The sequence below is a fragment of the Flavobacterium sp. JLP genome (genome assembly GCF_015350755.1).
GTDB lineage: Bacteria > Bacteroidota > Bacteroidia > Flavobacteriales > Flavobacteriaceae > Flavobacterium.
The window spans coordinates 169,644-186,484 of sequence record NZ_JADKPS010000007.1; the positions used below are offsets into that span (position 1 = coordinate 169,644).

Here is a 16,841-nt window from a genome sequence, read left to right on the forward strand (position 1 = left end):
TTATTATGATGTTTTTTTAACGGCTAAGTTTCAAAAGTTTATTCAATGTAGAGATCCTTTTTTAATTTATGGTTCTTCAGTGTTGGCTGTGGTGTACAATTTCTAGAAATAACGTTAGTGATTATTTCTCTGCAATATTCTTCTAGCCATTTACTACCGTATTTTTTTATTTCGTTCCCGTTAGGTATATCTATAAGATGAAATTCAGCATGCCAATAGTTTAGTACTAAAGGGTCATGCTTAATAATACAAGTTCCAGGAACTTTAATAGTTTTGTTTCCGGAATCATTAACTTCTTCACTTATTGGAGTATTAATTGTACTTAAAAATTTGACTAATTCATTAGAATATGGCTTTTTACAATCATGTGGGTATTTATGAATTTTATTTACGTTCATATAAATAGCACATCCAGCTGTTAATGAAATTGAATCAAGATGAGAGTATAAAAAGACTCTCTTTTTTTTAATCCATTTCTCATTCCCACTTGAATGCATATTTAAGCGAAACTTAAGATGCTTTTCCTTAAATGGTCCGCCAGCTATGTTTGTTGAAAGACCTAAAATACTTTTTGGGTGATTTATAATTGCATCTTCATTGATTTCAAAACCATTTCCAAATTTGAAAAAAGTTTCATCATAAGATAAATTTGACCTTCTTATTAAATAAACTTGCTGTAATTTTAAGATGTCGAAATCTAAGAGTAATTTATAATTCTTTTTTGGTAATATTTGTCGTGGGTATATCAACTTGTGAAAATTCTTAACTATCCAAATATTTTTTAAATCCATCTATGAAATTTGAAATTTCATTAACGCCCGAAGCCACTAATTCATCATTTATAAAAAGAGAGAATATTATTAAATTATCATCATTCAGTTCATTAACAAGTTCAAAAGATTTATTAATTACTAAAATTCTGTTTTTTGAAAATGAGATTGAAAATTTTATTTTATTTGTGTTATTTATAAAAACTAGAATATCAATAAAATTTAGAGTAGATATCTGCATTGCTACACTTTCAAAGCTTTCTTTTATTACGTTTTTTGAAAATTCTTTACAACTAAAAGATTCTAATCTTTGATTAAACATTTTATTAATCTTATATAAATTTTTATCAATATAATTTGGGCGTGAAATCGTTGTGTTTTCGACCTGTTTAATTAATCTCAAAATAGCTGAGCTTCTTTCTAGTGCTTTTTCATATGATCTATAGGCATGACAACTTCCGGTAAGGGCATTAATTGCAAATACTGAGTTTTCAAAACTATCAAGTTTTACATTGTTTGTGTGCACAATTTGAACTGATGGTTTTGTATAATGTCCCATTAGATCCATTACGGGTTCAGATAACATTGATCCATCCATTTTCTCATGATCATGTGAAGACCAAGTACGCGTTTTGGTAGGTGATTCTAAATTTGCTATCATATATTTTCTATTTATATTCAGGATTTAAAGATTTTATAAAATTTTCATTTAGTAATCCAAAGAACAATTCTTTTAATGCAGTATGTAATTCATTTATGTCATCAAAAATTTTCTTTTTATCAAATTCTGAATCTATCGATGCGTCTATATCTATTAAGTGTCCTTTTTTATTTACATTCTGGTCATCGTTTAATTCGAAATCTTTTTTTATTCTTAAAATTAAATCAATTTTACCTAAAACAATTTTTGTCATGTAAACAACAAATTCCTCATTAAAATTAGAAATTTCTAATTTTGGTAAATGCTTTAAAATAGTACTAATATCTTCTATGTTTTCAAAAATTGATCCATATCTAACACCAATTCTTTCAATTTCATCTATAAAACCTAGATCTTTTAATCTATTTATCGCTTGTTTTAAAAATACACTATAATTTTTCCAGAGTTTATATTCCGAAATAATTTCAAATGCTATAAAATGTTCATTAAAAGAAATTGAATAATCATCATTTGAAAATACATATTCAGGGAAATATTTTAATTCAATATTTTTTTCTCGTAATCCAGTTGGAAATCCAGTGTTTTTAAATTTTGGAAAATCCTTTGTAAATTCAGAGAAAAGAGAAATGAAAATTTCGTTTAATGATTTATTACTTTTAAATCTTATTTCAACTGTAGAACTGAATAATGGGTCAGGATTTATTTTTAGTGGTAGCATCACGTTTTAAAGGGTGCAAAATTAATTAATCTGTTTTATAATTTAAAGCAAAGTTATAAACATAAAAAAAAGTCGGCAAACTGCAAGTTTTGACGATGAAATGCATTTTTAGCGATTATATTTGATAAATATATTGATAAAAAGGATTGATTGTATACCTATTTTTAAAATTGTTAACAAAAAGAACTTTTAAAGTGGAAGAGTTTAAATAAAATTTAGCGTGCTAAATGTCAAATTTCTTATAAAAATCAAAACCTTCAATTCTAGCCCCGATTGAAACGGCATCCTTTTTCTTGCTTCTTTAGCAAGGAAAAGATAGAGTGGAAAGCGGGACAAAACGATCTTTTGAAAACGAAAACCTTCTGCTTCTAATTTTAGAAGTACTATTTAATAATGGTTTTTATTCTGAAATGGCTATCACAAAATATATAACAGAGGCTATTAAAAGAACAACTCCGGTGATTAACAGTACATCATCTTCTACTGTGCTGATGCTTTTTTTGACTAGATAATAACGATCGACTAACATTCCGATTTCGTAAACCATTAAGAAGCCGATTAAGGTTAATAAACCGTATATTTTTTCTAATCCGCCGCCTCCGCTAAAAGCACCTTCGTAGGCAAACCATGAAATAATGCCAACTGCAGGAACAATTAGCAATGCTGATTTTATAAGGAGCGGACTTCCTTTCCAGAATAGTAATACAATCAGAACTATTATTGGTATGAATAACCATCGCAGTAATAATGTCATTTTTAAGGTTTTAATTTAATGTAAGTTAATTAAAATTTTTTTTACTTGAACAAGTGGTCTTTGAAAAACTAAAATTTATCTGACTATTTATGAGGTTTAACCTTTTAGTAATAATGCTGCGTTTTTTAATCCGTAAATTTATTTAAAATTAAAACTATGGAAATCAATTGGATCATAATTGGAATTGTTGCAGCAGTAGTTGTAGTTGTAATTGTTTTTACAGTTAGGAAAAATCAAAAAGAGAAAAAAAAGTTAACAGAAGAATTGAATAACGATTTTACTAAACCAGAAGAAGACGAGCCAAATTTTGAGGATTCGGCGAATGAGAAATAATTGATTGTGTAAAATAGTTAATTGAAAAAAATAAACCCTTGTAAGCTAAATTACAAGGGTTTTGTTTTGTGGAGAATACCGGATTCGAACCGGTCACCTCTTGCCTGCCAGGCAAGCACTCTAGCCAAATGAGCTAATCCCCCAAAGCGTTAGCAAATAAAGTCAATTAATTGGCAAAAAACAAATTTCAAATTGCTTCGGCTGAAAATATTTTGCAAAACCGTAACTTTACGTTCTAATCTATTTTTATGAGTTCAGAAAATCAAAACGGTTCTTTAGAAACTACTTTTAATAATGCCGTTGCAACGGTACAGTTTGGTCATCCTGCGAGCAATTCTTTTCCGCGTGAATTACTGGATCGCCTAACTGCCGAAATTAATTTGTTGAGCCGAAATGAAACGGTTTCGGTTATAGTTTTACAAAGTGAAGGTTCGAAAGTTTTTTGCTCTGGCGCTTCGTTTGACGAACTTTTGCAAGTTCAAAATGAGGAGCAGGGAACAGAATTTTTCTCTGGTTTTGCACATTTGTTAAATGCCATGCGAAATTGTTCTAAAATAATTGTCGGCCGTGTTCAAGGCAAAGCAGTAGGTGGCGGTGTCGGCATTATTGCGACTTGCGATTATGTTTTGGCAACACCCGAAAGTGCAGTGAAATTATCTGAATTGGCAATCGGAATTGGGCCTTTTGTTATCGAACCGGCTGTTTCAAGAAAAATAGGAAAAACAGCAATGACAGAAATGACGTTGGCAGCGCACGAGTGGAAATCGGCTAACTGGGCTTTGCAAAACGGACTCTACGCGTCACTTCATAATGCAGCTGAATTAGATGCCGAAGTTGCGAATTTTGCTCAAAAACTAAGTTCGTATAATCCTGAAGCTTTATTCGAAATGAAAAAAATCATTTGGGAAGGAACAGAGCAATGGGAATCGATTTTAATTGAACGTGCTAAGATTACAGGTAAATTGGTTTTGTCTGATTTTAGCAGAAATGCTTTGACGCAGTTTAAGAAATAATTTTTAGTTTTCAATCTCAGTCTCAGTTCTTGAATTTTGACAAAGTTTGGACTCAATATAACAAAGCTAAAAAAAGACCCGAAAACGGTTATTAATTTGTAAATTTGCAACCTAAAATTTAAATCGATGAGTAATATCAGAATTACAAAGCAATTTAATTTCGAAACCGGTCACGCTTTGTACGGTTACGACGGAAAATGCAAAAACGTTCACGGGCACAGTTATAAATTATCGGTAACGGTTATTGGTTCGCCAATCACGGATCGAAACAATGTGAAATTCGGAATGGTAATCGATTTTTCAGATTTAAAGAAAATTGTAAAAGAAGAAATTGTCGATCAGTTTGATCATGCAACTGTTTTTAACGAAACTACACCGCATATCGAATTGGCAAATGAATTGAAAAACCGCGGACATCACGTAATTTTAGTAGATTATCAGCCAACAAGTGAAAACATGGTGGTCGATTTTGCTGAAAGAATTGTTGCAAGGCTTCCTGCAGGAATAACGCTTTTCTCACTTAAACTTCAAGAAACAGAATCGTCATTTGCAGAGTGGTACGCAAGTGATAATCAGTAAAAAGTAAAAAGTAAGATGTGAAAAGTAAGATGTGAAAAGTAAAATGTAAAAAGTAAAAAGTAAAAAGTAAGATGTGAAAGGTAAAACAATTCACATTTGACATCTCACAACTCACATTTGACATCTCACAAATCACAACTCACAGTTCACAAAAAAAAAATCAATGAAAAAAGTATATTTTGCTTCTGATCAGCATTTTGGAGCGCCGACTCCAGAGTTGAGTTTGCCTCGTGAAAAGAAATTTGTCGCTTGGTTGGATGAGGTTAAAGAAGATGCGGAAGCTATTTTTTTATTGGGCGATTTATTTGATTTTTGGTTTGAATATAAAACCGTTGTGCCAAAAGGATTTGTGCGTATTTTAGGCAAATTGGCTGAAATTCGCGATAGCGGTATTCCGATTTACTTTTTTGTTGGAAATCACGATTTGTGGATGAACGATTATTTTGAAACCGAATTAAATATTCCGGTTTACCACGATAACAAAGAATTTACTTTTAACGGAAAAACCTTTTTGATTGGCCACGGCGACGGAAAAGGTCCTGGCGACAAAGGTTATAAAAGAATGAAAAAGGTATTTACAAATCCGTTTTCAAAATGGCTTTTCCGATGGCTTCATCCAGATGTTGGCGTGAGTTTAGCGCAATATTTATCGGTTAAAAACAAATTGATTTCTGGTGACGAAGATGTAAAATTTTTAGGCGAAGAAAACGAATGGCTGGTTTTGTATGCCAAACGAAAACTCGAAACCAAACATTATAATTACTTTATTTTCGGACATCGTCATTTGCCAATGATCATTCCTGTTGGCGAAGATGCTAAATATGTAAATCTTGGCGACTGGATTGGTTATTTTACCTACGGCGTTTTTGACGGTGAAACTTTTGAACTTCAAAAATTCGAAAAATAACTATTTTTATTTAGCCGGATAAATTCCGATTTTGTGCGTTCTTAAATTGTAATTCGAAAATTGTTTGCTGTTTGAAAGCTGAAATTTAATTGCACTAGACGGTTTTTTCGGCATATGGCATTCTACACAATTATTCGCCAGCATGCTTCCTGACATTGTTTTTAATGTGGTTTCAGTGTGTTTTATATCTTGATGACAACTCATGCAGATCTTAGAATAAGACGCTAGTTTAGTAGGCGCATTCTCGTGTGGATTATGACAGGTCATGCAATCCATTTTTTCGCTTTTTTGAAAACATTTGCTTTGCGCCAATAAACCCAATTGATTGCCGTGAACATCAAAGTGAAGACTATCATTTGAGGATGGAGTTGCTCTGAAGTAATCATTTATATTATCACCGGGCTTAAATTGAAAACGAGATTTCATTCTGAGTTTATCGTTTCCTGAATGGCATATTGCACAAGCATCAATTCTTTGCTGTCTGGTCAGATTTTTGAAGGCAACAATATTTTGGGATTTCTTTAGATCAGGAAATTTTAAGTGAGTTTGAACGTGCTCTTTTCCAGGACCATGACAACGTTCACAGTCAATACCGTACACTAAAGTGTTTTTGTCCATAAAATTCTCGACTTCCATTGTCATCGAACTTACTTTGTCTGAACTTGTTGTTATGTAACTGCTTGCAATATTTGAGCTGTGACAGCCGTAGCATTCTTTAGCTATTTCCCGAGTAAAATTTGGTTTGTCTGCCGGATATCCCGGACTTGTAGCCCAACTGTTTAAGGATTTGTAATATGATAATGGAAGTTCATATGTGTAATGGTTTTTCCAGAAGGCACTTGTTTGTGCATGTTTGGTTCCAAAGACAATATCATAAGGATGTGCTTCGACTTCTTTTCCATTTTTGTATAAAACTTGGTACAGGCTGTCGTTGCGTTCTTCCATGACCAATTTGGTATTTTTGTCATAGATGAAAACATGATTTCCTTTATTAAAATCACCTAAAGCATTTTCTAAGGTTGCTGGAGCAGTTGCTTTAAAATGAGAACTCACTAAAGCCAATTGATGTTGTGTCTGATGACATTGAATACAGCTTTCAGAACCTGCGTAATCAGTACCGCGCGGGTCTATATATTCATCAGATTTATTTGTGCAGTTTGTTAGAAAAACGGCTAAAACAGCAAGGACAAAAAGAATGCAAGTTTTTTTCATTGCTGTAAATATACTTTTTTTTGAAGAAAATCAAAATATATTTCAATAATGAAAAAATGTTGTTAAAATATTTAGAATGCTTCTTAATTCAAGCCAGCTCCATAAACATATTCGTCAAGTTCAATTCGGAACAAAGACCCTTCAACCAAATCTTTAATAGATTTTAATTCTGTCATAGAAACAGCCAAATCTATTGCCGCGCAAGGTGTTTTCAATAAAAATTTATGACAAGAATATTTTAATTCGCAAGCTTCGCAACATGCATTTTCGATCAGGCTGTCTTCTATTAAATCACAGAATTGATTCATTTCAGAAATGGTGAAATAAAAACCTGTTTCCTTAAAAACGAGCTGTACTTTGTCTACCAATGTTTCGTTTTCTTTTTTCCAGTAAAAAGCTATCCCAAAATTGTTGTGGTATATCTGCTCTATTTCTCTCATTGCAAATCTTTTTATTGTCACAAATATAAATATTATTTATATTAGTTCTAAATAAAAAACTCATAAAAAAGAGAAAATTTTCAAACCCTATAAGTAATAGAAGTTCATATTAAAGATTTTTTTATTTTGGCATAAGACGAAGTAATAAAATAAAACAGCCTCAGTTTAACTTGAAGCTATTTCATTTAAAGTTCTATAATTAGATGAACTTTTAGGACTTATATGAGAAAATATAATTACTCCATATTCTGATGATCATCCATATCTTTTTGAAGATCTAGATTTCTAAATGTAGGCGATTTTATTCCGAAACCTAAAACGGTTAAAAGCGTCATACTTCCTCCAAAAACTACCGAAACAACAGTTCCCATTAATCGTGCGGTTAAGCCGCTTTCAAATGCGCCTAATTCATTTGATGACCCAACAAATATTGAATTTACTGCTGCCACGCGGCCACGCATGTGATCAGGAGTTTTAAGCTGTAAAATGGTTTGACGAATAACAACTGAAATTCCATCAGCAAGTCCACTTAAGAATAAAGCGACTACCGAAACCCAAAAAATAGTCGAAACTCCAAATAATATAATAGACAATCCGAAAATAAAAATAGCAGCCAACAGTTTCATTCCGGCTTTTTTGTATAAAGGAACGTAGGCCGATACCAACATTGTGATAAAAGCTCCAACAGCGGGAGCAGCTCTTAAAACGCCGAATCCTTCCGGGCCAACTTTTAAAATATCCTGTGCAAAAACAGGCAGTAAAGCTACAGCTCCACCAAAAAGCACGGCAACCATATCAAGTGAAAGAACTCCCAAAATGGTTTTATTATTGAAAACAAATTTAATTCCCTCTTTCAGGCTTTCCATAATTGGCTCGCCAATTTTTGGATTTAAAATTGGTTTTTTCTCAATTTGAGATAATGCGATTAATGAGAAAACAGAAAACCCAACTACCAAACACATTGACCAGTGAACCCCAATCCAATTGATCGAAAATCCTGCAACGGCTGGCCCTAAAACAGAACCAATCTGCCACACCGAACTGCTCCAAGTTGCTGCATTTGGATATGCTTTTTTAGGAACAATCAAAGATAAAAGAGAGAAAATAGTTGGTCCAAGAAAAGAACGAACCAATCCACCAATAAAAACTAAAAAGTAAATAGAAAGTAGGATTGCATCTGTAGACCACCCGTGAACAATTTTTGGCCACGTTAATAAAAACAGTCCAAAACTAACGACTGAAAAACCAAGGATACATTTTACCAACAATCCTCTTTTTTCTCTTTGATCGACCATGTGTCCGGCAAATAAAGACATTCCTATGGCTGGTATTATTTCTGCCAAACCAATAAAGCCCAAAGAAAGCGGATTTTTCGTTAAGCTGTAAACTTCCCATTCAATAACAATAAACTGCATGGACCACGCAAAAACCATTGCAAAACGCAGGATTAAAAAAATATTAAATTCTCTGTAGCGCAATGCCTGATACGGGTCGGCTTTTTTAGATTTATCTTTCATTTGTTCTAATATCTTTTAGCATAAGCTGAGTCGAAACATTTCCGTTCCACTCATTTTCAGCAATACAATAGGCAAGCTGAAAAGTATTTTGATTTTTGGTAAGGTCTATTTTTTTTCCGAGTCCAAAACCAATTGCTGCAATTCCGTCTGTCCCAATGCTTCGGGATTGTTTAACGAAAAGCCTCAAATGTTCTTCGTCTGCGCCTAAAGTTTTGGCATAACCTGTATCTTTTACATCCGAAGTCATAAAAACAGGTGTCATGTTCTGCGGACCAAAAGGCTCAAATTGTTTTAAAATCCGAATCAGTTTTGGTGTAATATCGCTAAAGTTTATCTCTGCATCAATTTCGATTTCCGGTGTTCGCATTTCAGGCAAAATGGTTGCTGAAACTTGTTTCTCAAAAGCTTCTTTAAAAGTTTTATAATTCTCAGCTTTCAACGTCATTCCCGCAGCGTACATATGGCCTCCAAATTGTTCTAAATGATGTGCACAAGCGTCTAGAGCATTATAAACGTCAAAACCTTTTACAGATCTTGCCGACGCAGCATATTTGTCGCCGCTTTTAGTGAAAACCAAAGTTGGGCGATAATACGTTTCTATTAATCTTGAAGCGACAATCCCAATTACGCCTTTGTGCCAGTCTTCTTGAAAAACAACAGTTGAAAAACGCTCTTCTTCTTGATTTTCTATAATTTGCTGAAAAGCTTCTTTGGTAATTTTTTTATCTAGATCTTTTCGATCTGCATTGTATTGCTCGATTTCGGAAGCAAATTGCTGTGCTTGATCAAAATCAAATTCAGTTAATAATTCGACCGCATGATTTCCATGTTTGATTCTTCCTGCAGCATTTATTCTAGGAGAAATAATAAAAACAACATCGGTAATGTCCAAAACTTTCTTCTTTACCTGATGCACTAAAGCTTTGATTCCCGGTCTTGGTTCGCTATTAATGACCTGCAATCCAAAATAAGCCAGAACGCGGTTTTCTCCCGTGATCGGAACAATATCTGCTGCAATCGCCGTTGCAACCAAATCCAGATACGGAACAAGATCTTCAATAGTTTCATTTCGATTTTGGCCCAACGCCTGAATCAGTTTAAAACCAACGCCACAACCGCATAATTCATCGTACGGATAGGAGCAGTCTTCTCTTTTAGGATCTAAAATCGCAACAGCATCTGGAAGAATATTTCCGGGTCTGTGGTGATCGCAGATAATAAAATCGATGTTTTTTTCTTTCGCGTAGGCGATATGATCTATTGATTTGATACCACAATCGAGAGCAATAATTAATGAAATTCCGTTATCATCGGCAAAGTCAATTCCTTTAAAAGAAATTCCGTAACCTTCATCATAACGATCTGGAATGTAAGTTGCAATGTTTGGATAATGTGATTTTAGATAAGATGAAACTAAAGAAACCGCAGTCGTTCCGTCAACATCATAATCGCCAAAAACCAAAATATTTTCGTGATTTTCAATAGCCGATTCGATTCTTGAAACGGCTTTGTCCATATCTTTCATCAAATACGGATCATGAAGATGTTCTAACGATGGGCGAAAGAAATTCTTGGCATCGTCAAAAGTTTCAATGCCACGCTGAATCAAAAGTGTTGCTACAAAATCTTCTACATTTAAGGCTTGCGCCAAATGTTTGATTTTATCTTCAGAAGGTTTTGGTTTTAATGTCCAACGCATTTTTAATGATTTTTGATTTTTGAATGAAGATTAACGATTTTTTATTTGAAATACAGATTTGTAATTAAAAAGATTTGTAATTCTGAAATCAAAAATCGTTAATCAAAAATCTTAAATAAAATTACTTCAATTCTAAAGCATTTCCTTCAAACTGAATTCCGTCCCAGCCTAAACTGATGAAATTTCTAATGTTTTGGTGATTGGTTCCGTTTGGATCTTTTAAAACTTCTTCGAAATAAAAAGCGCCGAAACAAGCTAAAGTTTCTTCTTTGCTTAAGTTTTGCAATTTCGCGAAAGAAAATAATTTGCAAGAACCAGAGTTTTCGCCAGCAGCATTATGCTGTGTTCCATTTTGAAAAGCAGTTGGAGTAAAATTATAGTTTTCCTCAATTACTGCAATAGTTTCCGGGAATGTTATTTGTGTTGGAGTTTGTTTTACTTTTTCTAAAAAGGCTTGAATTGTCATTGTTTTTTAATCTTTATATTTTATACTTGAAGCTTAAGTTCAATCTTGGTTGCTAACCTTTTCCACATTCTCAAAAGTGTTTTTGTTTCACTTTGAGTTTCAGAAAATATTTCTTTTCCGATTTCAGTTAAAGAATATTTCTTTCCTGTTTTTACAATTAGTTTATTGTTATTAAGCCAAGTTAGTGAGCTTTGCATTTCTTTTTCGTTTGGAATAGAATGATTTATCCCATCTGCAATTTGAGAAATTGAAATAAAATTAACTGGAGAATCTTGAGAAGCAATTGCTAAAGCTAGAAATATCCACGATATCGTTTCTGCGTTTCTCATAATTCTGTTGGATAACTGTAAATAGTATAAGTTTTATTCCTCGTTATCATCATCCTTAGAATACTTACTTTTCTTAGCTTCTTTTTCTATTGTTTTTCCAGCAACGACAACCACGATTTCACCTCGCGGTGCTGTTTTTTCAAAATGAGTTAAAACTTCTCTTGCGGTGCCGCGGACATTTTCTTCGTGTAATTTTGATAATTCTCTCGAAACGCAAACTTGTCTGTCTTCTCCAAAATATTGAATAAATTCGGCTAAAGTCTTAACGAGTTTATGCGGTGAAACGTATAGAATCATCGTTCTTGTTTCTTCGGCTAAAGCCAAAAATCGAGTCTGACGTCCTTTTTTATCCGGCAGAAAACCTTCAAAAATAAATTTGTCATTTGGCAATCCGCTGTTTACTAACGCGGGAACAAAAGCGGTTGCACCAGGCAGACATTCTACTTCAATTTTATTTTCGACGCAAGCGCGTGTTAATAAAAAACCTGGATCCGAAATTGCTGGAGTTCCTGCGTCAGAAATTAACGCAATGGTTTCGCCGGCTTTCAAACGGGCAATTAAATTTTCAGTCGTTTTATGTTCGTTGTGCATATGATGGCTGTGCATGTGCGTGCCAATTTCAAAATGCTTTAAAAGTTTTCCGCTTGTTCGGGTGTCCTCGGCCAAAATCAAATCGACTTCTTTTAGAATTCTGATCGCACGAAAAGTCATGTCTTCTAGATTGCCAATTGGCGTTGGAACGATATATAATTTAGACATAGTTTTTTTATATTTAACACAGATTGCACGAATTAGCACGAATGATTAGAATGCTAAAAATTTCACCAAAATAAATTAGTGTAAATCTGTGAAATTCGTGTTTAAGAGAATTTTTTCTCTACAATTCCTAGAAAACGTTCTGCATAATCATCTTTTCCTTCCCAGTTATTATAATCTGGTTTTACCATATTTTCAATAAAATCTTTGGCTTCTCCAAAAGTATCAAAAGTCAATAATTGATTTAAAACACGACTGTAATCTTCAGAACTGTTTCCGAAAAGATTTTTAGTAAAAGCAATTCTATCATTCAAATCAACGTGAAAACCTTTTGCCAGTTTTTCGTTTAAAGTAACTGTCTTTGGTTCAGAATGAGTTTCTAAAACTGCCGTTTCAGGAGTTTTCTTTTCTGTAAATTCATTGAATAATGGAGTAGGAACGGGAGAAACTGCTTCAAAACTATCCACTTTTACAAATTGTGCATCGGCATAATTGATTCCGAAATCTTCAAACGAAATTGGAACTGGAATTGATTTTGTTGAAGTTTCAATTTTTGGCTCTTCTTTTTCCTCTTCAATTTTTTCTAATTCAAAAGCAGGTTTAAAATCCGGAATTGGTTTTAGTTCGTTTACTGTTGTAAAAGAAAGATCTCTATTTGCCTCGATTGTTTTTTTAGCTTCAAAAACAGCTTCTTCAATTTTTTTAATAATTGGATCTTGAACATTTTCGGCAGTTTCAGGAATAGTTTCAACAATAGATTCCGCAATTATTTCTTCTGGAACTTCGGCAACGATTTCTTCAGAAGCTTCTTCAGCTTTATTTTCTTCTGTCACTTCTGATTCGGCGATTATTTCATTTGGAGTTTCTTCAACTGCAACAGGAGCTTCAATCACAGCTTCTGCTGGAGTGTTTTCTTCTTTTTCGAAAATAGTTTCGATTTCAGAACTAATGTCGCTGTGGCTGATCGTTGGTTTTGCCGTGTCGAAATTTTCATCGACAAATTTTAAAATCGCCAGTTTCTCATATAATTTCTGAGTTTCAAGATACAATTGATTGATATCGGATTTATTTTTAAGCTTTAAAATTCGATGTGCAATGCTGATTAAATCGGCTTCCAATTTTTTTTTCATAACTGTTGAAATTATAGTGAATAGGGTATTTTAGTGTATTTTGTATTTGAATGTCTTTATTAATGGAGAAAATCAACGAGATAATTTTTATTTCTGTTAATAAGCGTTTGCGAATCTCCGATTTGATAAAAATTTTCTACTTTTGAAAAAACGTAAAACATCAAAATTTTGCGTCAATTTATTACCAGTACAAAGTAATAAAAACTATTCATTTTTAAAGGTAGAAAAATACAAAATGTTTCTCGAAAATACAGTAAATCACAAAGAACAATTTGGTTGGATTGAAGTTATTTGTGGATCAATGTTTTCGGGTAAAACCGAGGAGTTAATCCGCAGATTAAAACGCGCCCAATTTGCCAAACAAAGAGTCGAAATTTTTAAACCTGCTATTGATACCCGCTATCATGACGAAATGGTGGTATCGCACGATGCCAACGAAATTCGCTCAACCCCAGTTCCAGCAGCAGCAAATATTGCTATTTTAGCCCAAGGATGCGACGTTATCGGAATTGATGAAGCGCAGTTCTTTGATGATGAAATTGTTACGGTTTGTAATGATCTTGCCAATCAAGGAATTCGTGTTATAGTTGCAGGACTTGATATGGACTTTAAAGGAAATCCTTTCGGACCCATGCCAGCTCTTATGGCAACCGCCGAATATGTAACTAAAGTTCACGCAGTTTGCACCAGAACAGGAAATTTAGCGAATTACAGTTTTCGTAAAACCGACAATGATAAATTAGTAATGCTCGGTGAAACCGAAGAATATGAGCCACTTAGCCGTGCAGCATATTATAATGCGATGAAAAAAAGCCAAGAGAAATAAATTTTAAAATTCCATTTAAAGCCAAATAACAAATGCAAGAAAAGCAAAGTAAAAGAAAACAGAACATTTTATTATTGGTTGTAATTGGAATTGCGATTTTTTTAGCTGTTTTTTTTCAGTTTTATCTTTCGAAGAATTCAGATGAAGTAAATACTGAAATAACAGAATTAGTTGGAAAATATAATAAAAATTGTCCGCTCATGATTCAGCAAGGAATTCGACTAGACAGTGTAAATTTACCTTCAGAGCAAGTTGTGCAATATAATTTGACATTGATGAATGTAGAAAAAGAAACTGCAGAAATTAATGTTATAAAGAAAGAAATTGAAAAAAGTTTGATCAGCACTGCAAAAGCAAATCCGGGGCTTCAAGTTTTTAGAGATAATGATTATACCTTGGTTTATAAATATAGTGACAAAAAGAAAGCATCTTTGTTTGAAGTAAAAATATTGGCTGATCAATATAAATAATTGAACTTCCAGAAAAAAAATAAAACCCGACAGATTTTTGAAATCTGTCGGGTTTGTTGTTTTGTTTAAAATGGACTGAAGTCCCGCTCTACAATATAATATGTTCCTTCGGAACTATTAAAGAACTTTTCGCTTTGTTCCATATTGTAGGGACGGATTTTAATCTGGTTTATAATGAGTAATTATATTAAATCTTCTTTCTCATTCTTGCTACTGGAATATCAAGCTGTTCTCGGTATTTTGCAATAGTTCTTCTGGCAATTGGATATCCTTTTTCTTTTAATATTTCAGCCAATTGATCATCTGGAAGCGGTTTGTGTTTGTCTTCTTCTTCAATTGTATTCTTCAGAATCTTTTTGATTTCTAAAGTCGAAACATCTTCACCTTGATCATTTTTCATCGCTTCAGAGAAAAATTCTTTGATTAGTTTTGTTCCGTATGGTGTTTCAACATATTTACTGTTCGCTACACGCGAAATTGTCGAAATATCCAAACCAACCATATCCGCAATATCTTTCAAGATCATTGGTTTTAGTTTGGTTTCGTCACCATCTAAGAAATATTCTTCCTGATAATGCATAATTGCATTCATCGTTACAAATAGTGTTTCCTGACGCTGTCTAATCGCATCGATAAACCATTTTGCAGAATCTAGTTTTTGTTTGATAAATTGAACAGCATCTTTTTGAGCCGATGATTTATCACGAGAATCTTTATACGTCTGCATCATTTCCTGATAATCCTTAGAAACGTGCAGAGAAGGAGCATTTCTCCCGTTTAAAGTCAATTCAAGTTCGCCATCAACAATTCTGATGGCAAAATCCGGAACTACATTCTCCGTAACTTTATTGTTTCCGGTAAAAGATCCTCCTGGTTTTGGATTTAGTCTTTCGATTTCGTGAATGGCTTTTTTAAGCTGTTCGTTAGAAACACTATATTTCTGTAAAAGTTTATCGTAATGTTTTTTTGTAAAAGCATCAAATTGATTTTCGATGATGTCAATTGCTAAATCAACATATTCAGTTGGTGTTTTGTGCTTTAACTGCAATAATAAACATTCCTGCAAATCACGCGCTCCAACTCCCGAAGGTTCAAGTTCATGAATAACATGAAGCATTTTTTCGACCATTGCTTCATCAGTATAAATTCCTTGAGTAAAAGCCATATCATCAACAATATCCGGAACGCTTCTGCGGATATAACCCATATCATCAATACTTCCAACAAGAAATTCTGCAATTTCACGTTCTTGATCGTTCAGAATAAAAGTATTCAGCTGATTGATTAAATCCTGATGAAAACTAATCGGAGAAGCAAAAGGTGTTTCTCTTTCTTCATCTTCACCATAATTATTTACCTGAGTTTTATAATCAGGCGTATCGTCGTCGCTTAAGTATTCATCAATATTAATGTCGTCTGCTTCGATTCTGTCAGATTCTGCATCATCATAATCGTCGTATTCTTCATTGGCGAATTCATCGGCTTCATATTCATCTTCTTTTCCAGCTTCCAAAGCTGGGTTTTCGTTCATTTCTTCTAATAAACGTTGCTCAAAAGCTTGCGTAGGCAATTGAATTAACTTCATCAGCTGAATTTGCTGTGGAGATAATTTTTGGGATAATTTTAAATTTAAAAATTGCTTTAGCATAATAAGGCACTACTTTTTTTAGCCACTAAGACGCGAAGGCGCAAAGTTTTTTTGTTTTAGCCACGAAGTCACAAAGACACAATGGTTTTATTTTTGCCATTAAGGCGCTAACTTAAAAATGTTTAATACTCTCGTTTTGTATTTATAAATCTTCTTATACCGCTTTTGATTAGTGGCACATTGAAATTAATTAAAAAGCCTAAATCTTTATTCAGTAATTTTAATTGACTTATAATTTGCGCTTCCCAAACTGGATTTATTTGTTCCACTGCTTTTATTTCTATTATTATAGAATCTTCGATTAATAAATCTAATCTTAATCCTTCGCTAAATTCAATTCCATCATAAACAATCGGAATATCAACTTGTCGTTTTACATCAAGACCAGCCTTAGCAATTTCATGAGCTAAACAAACTTCATAAACTCTTTCTAATAATCCGGGTCCAAGTTGTTTGTGAACTTTAAAAGCAGAGTTTACAATTATTTTTCCAATTTCTTCAGTTCTTTCAGAGAGCATAATATTTTGTATTTGCCACGAAGACGCTAAGGCGCAAAGTTTTTTATTTTTGAAAGTTGTTAAATCTCCATTTACAATAAAATAATACTTGTGAA

The 16,841-nt window shown here is 33.2% G+C and carries 20 protein-coding genes and 1 tRNA gene; 6 read left to right on the plus strand and 15 right to left on the minus strand.

The annotated features are described in order from the left end of the window. Positions 1-38: 38 nt before the first annotated feature. The 4 genes from IRZ83_RS16380 to IRZ83_RS16395 all read right to left on the minus strand — a co-directional run bounded on the left by IRZ83_RS16380 (position 39) and on the right by IRZ83_RS16395 (position 2,903). Positions 39-791, minus strand: a complete 753-nt coding sequence (locus IRZ83_RS16380; RefSeq protein WP_194570336.1) for a hypothetical protein — start codon at positions 789-791, stop codon at positions 39-41. After that, positions 763-1,431 (minus strand): hypothetical protein, encoded by a 669-nt coding sequence (locus IRZ83_RS16385; protein WP_194570338.1) that lies wholly within the window; start codon positions 1,429-1,431, stop codon positions 763-765. The genes IRZ83_RS16380 and IRZ83_RS16385 overlap by 29 nt, the downstream gene beginning before the upstream one ends. 7 nt (positions 1,432-1,438) lie before the next feature. After that, positions 1,439-2,149 carry a TIGR04255 family protein gene (locus IRZ83_RS16390; RefSeq protein ID WP_194570340.1) on the minus strand — a complete coding sequence of 237 codons (711 nt, stop codon included), beginning with the start codon at positions 2,147-2,149 and terminating at the stop codon, positions 1,439-1,441. A gap of 400 nt (positions 2,150-2,549) precedes the next feature. Next, on the minus strand, positions 2,550-2,903 hold the full coding sequence (locus IRZ83_RS16395) for a hypothetical protein (protein WP_194570342.1): 354 nt from the start codon (positions 2,901-2,903) through the stop codon (positions 2,550-2,552). Positions 2,904-3,059: 156 nt separating this feature from the next. On the opposite strand from IRZ83_RS16395, the gene IRZ83_RS16400 reads away from it, so the two are divergent. Then, positions 3,060-3,236, plus strand: a complete 177-nt coding sequence (locus IRZ83_RS16400; RefSeq protein ID WP_194570344.1) for a hypothetical protein — start codon at positions 3,060-3,062, stop codon at positions 3,234-3,236. Positions 3,237-3,305: 69 nt separating this feature from the next. On the opposite strand, the gene IRZ83_RS16405 is transcribed toward IRZ83_RS16400, so the two are convergent. After that, positions 3,306-3,379, minus strand: a tRNA-Ala gene (locus tag IRZ83_RS16405). 105 nt (positions 3,380-3,484) lie between these two features. Here IRZ83_RS16405 and IRZ83_RS16410 point away from each other — a divergent pair. The 3 genes from IRZ83_RS16410 to IRZ83_RS16420 all read left to right on the plus strand — a co-directional run bounded on the left by IRZ83_RS16410 (position 3,485) and on the right by IRZ83_RS16420 (position 5,735). Further along, on the plus strand, positions 3,485-4,249 hold the full coding sequence (locus tag IRZ83_RS16410) for an enoyl-CoA hydratase/isomerase family protein (RefSeq protein ID WP_194570346.1): 765 nt from the start codon (positions 3,485-3,487) through the stop codon (positions 4,247-4,249). Positions 4,250-4,375: 126 nt separating this feature from the next. After that, the gene (locus IRZ83_RS16415; RefSeq protein ID WP_029270730.1) at positions 4,376-4,828 is read left to right on the plus strand and encodes a 6-pyruvoyl trahydropterin synthase family protein; all 453 of its coding nucleotides are present in this window, start codon (positions 4,376-4,378) and stop codon (positions 4,826-4,828) included. A gap of 163 nt (positions 4,829-4,991) precedes the next feature. Continuing rightward, on the plus strand, positions 4,992-5,735 hold the full coding sequence (locus IRZ83_RS16420) for a UDP-2,3-diacylglucosamine diphosphatase (RefSeq protein WP_194570348.1): 744 nt from the start codon (positions 4,992-4,994) through the stop codon (positions 5,733-5,735). A gap of 6 nt (positions 5,736-5,741) precedes the next feature. Here the strand turns inward: IRZ83_RS16420 and IRZ83_RS16425 are convergent, their stop codons facing one another. The 8 genes from IRZ83_RS16425 to IRZ83_RS16460 all read right to left on the minus strand — a co-directional run bounded on the left by IRZ83_RS16425 (position 5,742) and on the right by IRZ83_RS16460 (position 13,284). Beyond that, positions 5,742-6,947 (minus strand): cytochrome c3 family protein, encoded by a 1,206-nt coding sequence (locus tag IRZ83_RS16425; protein WP_194570350.1) that lies wholly within the window; start codon positions 6,945-6,947, stop codon positions 5,742-5,744. A gap of 83 nt (positions 6,948-7,030) precedes the next feature. Further along, positions 7,031-7,387, minus strand: a complete 357-nt coding sequence (locus IRZ83_RS16430; RefSeq protein WP_029270726.1) for a hypothetical protein — start codon at positions 7,385-7,387, stop codon at positions 7,031-7,033. A 236-nt stretch (positions 7,388-7,623) separates the two neighbouring features. Then, positions 7,624-8,904 carry an MFS transporter gene (locus IRZ83_RS16435; RefSeq protein ID WP_029270725.1) on the minus strand — a complete coding sequence of 427 codons (1,281 nt, stop codon included), beginning with the start codon at positions 8,902-8,904 and terminating at the stop codon, positions 7,624-7,626. After that, the gene (recJ, locus tag IRZ83_RS16440) at positions 8,894-10,603 is read right to left on the minus strand and encodes a single-stranded-DNA-specific exonuclease RecJ (protein ID WP_194570352.1); all 1,710 of its coding nucleotides are present in this window, start codon (positions 10,601-10,603) and stop codon (positions 8,894-8,896) included. Before recJ ends, IRZ83_RS16435 begins: the two co-directional genes overlap by 11 nt. A gap of 121 nt (positions 10,604-10,724) precedes the next feature. Beyond that, positions 10,725-11,069, minus strand: a complete 345-nt coding sequence (locus IRZ83_RS16445) for a HopJ type III effector protein (protein WP_194570354.1) — start codon at positions 11,067-11,069, stop codon at positions 10,725-10,727. A 20-nt stretch (positions 11,070-11,089) separates the two neighbouring features. Continuing rightward, a complete protein-coding gene (locus tag IRZ83_RS16450; RefSeq protein ID WP_194570356.1) occupies positions 11,090-11,398 on the minus strand; it encodes a hypothetical protein in 309 nt (102 codons plus the stop codon). A gap of 33 nt (positions 11,399-11,431) precedes the next feature. After that, positions 11,432-12,157 carry a 16S rRNA (cytidine(1402)-2'-O)-methyltransferase gene (gene rsmI, locus IRZ83_RS16455; RefSeq protein WP_194570358.1) on the minus strand — a complete coding sequence of 242 codons (726 nt, stop codon included), beginning with the start codon at positions 12,155-12,157 and terminating at the stop codon, positions 11,432-11,434. Between the two features lie 101 nt (positions 12,158-12,258). Next, complete coding sequence (locus IRZ83_RS16460) at positions 12,259-13,284, minus strand: hypothetical protein (protein WP_194570360.1); 1,026 nt, start codon at positions 13,282-13,284, stop codon at positions 12,259-12,261. A gap of 235 nt (positions 13,285-13,519) precedes the next feature. On the opposite strand from IRZ83_RS16460, the gene IRZ83_RS16465 reads away from it, so the two are divergent. Together IRZ83_RS16465 and IRZ83_RS16470 are read left to right on the plus strand one after the other, a co-directional pair. Beyond that, positions 13,520-14,110 (plus strand): thymidine kinase, encoded by a 591-nt coding sequence (locus IRZ83_RS16465; protein WP_029270718.1) that lies wholly within the window; start codon positions 13,520-13,522, stop codon positions 14,108-14,110. Positions 14,111-14,142: 32 nt separating this feature from the next. Further along, positions 14,143-14,580, plus strand: a complete 438-nt coding sequence (locus IRZ83_RS16470) for a hypothetical protein (protein WP_194570362.1) — start codon at positions 14,143-14,145, stop codon at positions 14,578-14,580. Positions 14,581-14,767: 187 nt separating this feature from the next. Here the strand turns inward: IRZ83_RS16470 and rpoN are convergent, their stop codons facing one another. Next, entirely contained in the window at positions 14,768-16,228 is a 1,461-nt protein-coding gene (rpoN, locus tag IRZ83_RS16475) for an RNA polymerase factor sigma-54 (RefSeq protein ID WP_194570365.1), read from the minus strand. A 122-nt stretch (positions 16,229-16,350) separates the two neighbouring features. Next, positions 16,351-16,746: a GxxExxY protein gene (locus tag IRZ83_RS16480; protein WP_194570367.1), complete on the minus strand. Its 396-nt coding sequence runs from the start codon at positions 16,744-16,746 to the stop codon at positions 16,351-16,353. Positions 16,747-16,841 lie beyond the last annotated feature (95 nt).

What these genes read in the sequence shown, in the direction of transcription:
- IRZ83_RS16380 (WP_194570336.1), bottom strand. Translation starts at nt 791, where the DNA reads ATGGATTTAAAAAATATTTGGATAGTTAAGAATTTTCACAAGTTGATA.
- IRZ83_RS16385 (WP_194570338.1), bottom strand. Translation starts at nt 1,431, where the DNA reads ATGATAGCAAATTTAGAATCACCTACCAAAACGCGTACTTGGTCTTCA.
- IRZ83_RS16390 (WP_194570340.1), bottom strand. Translation starts at nt 2,149, where the DNA reads ATGCTACCACTAAAAATAAATCCTGACCCATTATTCAGTTCTACAGTT.
- IRZ83_RS16395 (WP_194570342.1), bottom strand. Translation starts at nt 2,903, where the DNA reads ATGACATTATTACTGCGATGGTTATTCATACCAATAATAGTTCTGATT.
- IRZ83_RS16400 (WP_194570344.1), top strand. Translation starts at nt 3,060, where the DNA reads ATGGAAATCAATTGGATCATAATTGGAATTGTTGCAGCAGTAGTTGTA.
- IRZ83_RS16410 (WP_194570346.1), top strand. Translation starts at nt 3,485, where the DNA reads ATGAGTTCAGAAAATCAAAACGGTTCTTTAGAAACTACTTTTAATAAT.
- IRZ83_RS16415 (WP_029270730.1), top strand. Translation starts at nt 4,376, where the DNA reads ATGAGTAATATCAGAATTACAAAGCAATTTAATTTCGAAACCGGTCAC.
- IRZ83_RS16420 (WP_194570348.1), top strand. Translation starts at nt 4,992, where the DNA reads ATGAAAAAAGTATATTTTGCTTCTGATCAGCATTTTGGAGCGCCGACT.
- IRZ83_RS16425 (WP_194570350.1), bottom strand. Translation starts at nt 6,947, where the DNA reads ATGAAAAAAACTTGCATTCTTTTTGTCCTTGCTGTTTTAGCCGTTTTT.
- IRZ83_RS16430 (WP_029270726.1), bottom strand. Translation starts at nt 7,387, where the DNA reads ATGAGAGAAATAGAGCAGATATACCACAACAATTTTGGGATAGCTTTT.
- IRZ83_RS16435 (WP_029270725.1), bottom strand. Translation starts at nt 8,904, where the DNA reads ATGAAAGATAAATCTAAAAAAGCCGACCCGTATCAGGCATTGCGCTAC.
- recJ (WP_194570352.1), bottom strand. Translation starts at nt 10,603, where the DNA reads ATGCGTTGGACATTAAAACCAAAACCTTCTGAAGATAAAATCAAACAT.
- IRZ83_RS16445 (WP_194570354.1), bottom strand. Translation starts at nt 11,069, where the DNA reads ATGACAATTCAAGCCTTTTTAGAAAAAGTAAAACAAACTCCAACACAA.
- IRZ83_RS16450 (WP_194570356.1), bottom strand. Translation starts at nt 11,398, where the DNA reads ATGAGAAACGCAGAAACGATATCGTGGATATTTCTAGCTTTAGCAATT.
- rsmI (WP_194570358.1), bottom strand. Translation starts at nt 12,157, where the DNA reads ATGTCTAAATTATATATCGTTCCAACGCCAATTGGCAATCTAGAAGAC.
- IRZ83_RS16460 (WP_194570360.1), bottom strand. Translation starts at nt 13,284, where the DNA reads ATGAAAAAAAAATTGGAAGCCGATTTAATCAGCATTGCACATCGAATT.
- IRZ83_RS16465 (WP_029270718.1), top strand. Translation starts at nt 13,520, where the DNA reads ATGTTTCTCGAAAATACAGTAAATCACAAAGAACAATTTGGTTGGATT.
- IRZ83_RS16470 (WP_194570362.1), top strand. Translation starts at nt 14,143, where the DNA reads ATGCAAGAAAAGCAAAGTAAAAGAAAACAGAACATTTTATTATTGGTT.
- rpoN (WP_194570365.1), bottom strand. Translation starts at nt 16,228, where the DNA reads ATGCTAAAGCAATTTTTAAATTTAAAATTATCCCAAAAATTATCTCCA.
- IRZ83_RS16480 (WP_194570367.1), bottom strand. Translation starts at nt 16,746, where the DNA reads ATGCTCTCTGAAAGAACTGAAGAAATTGGAAAAATAATTGTAAACTCT.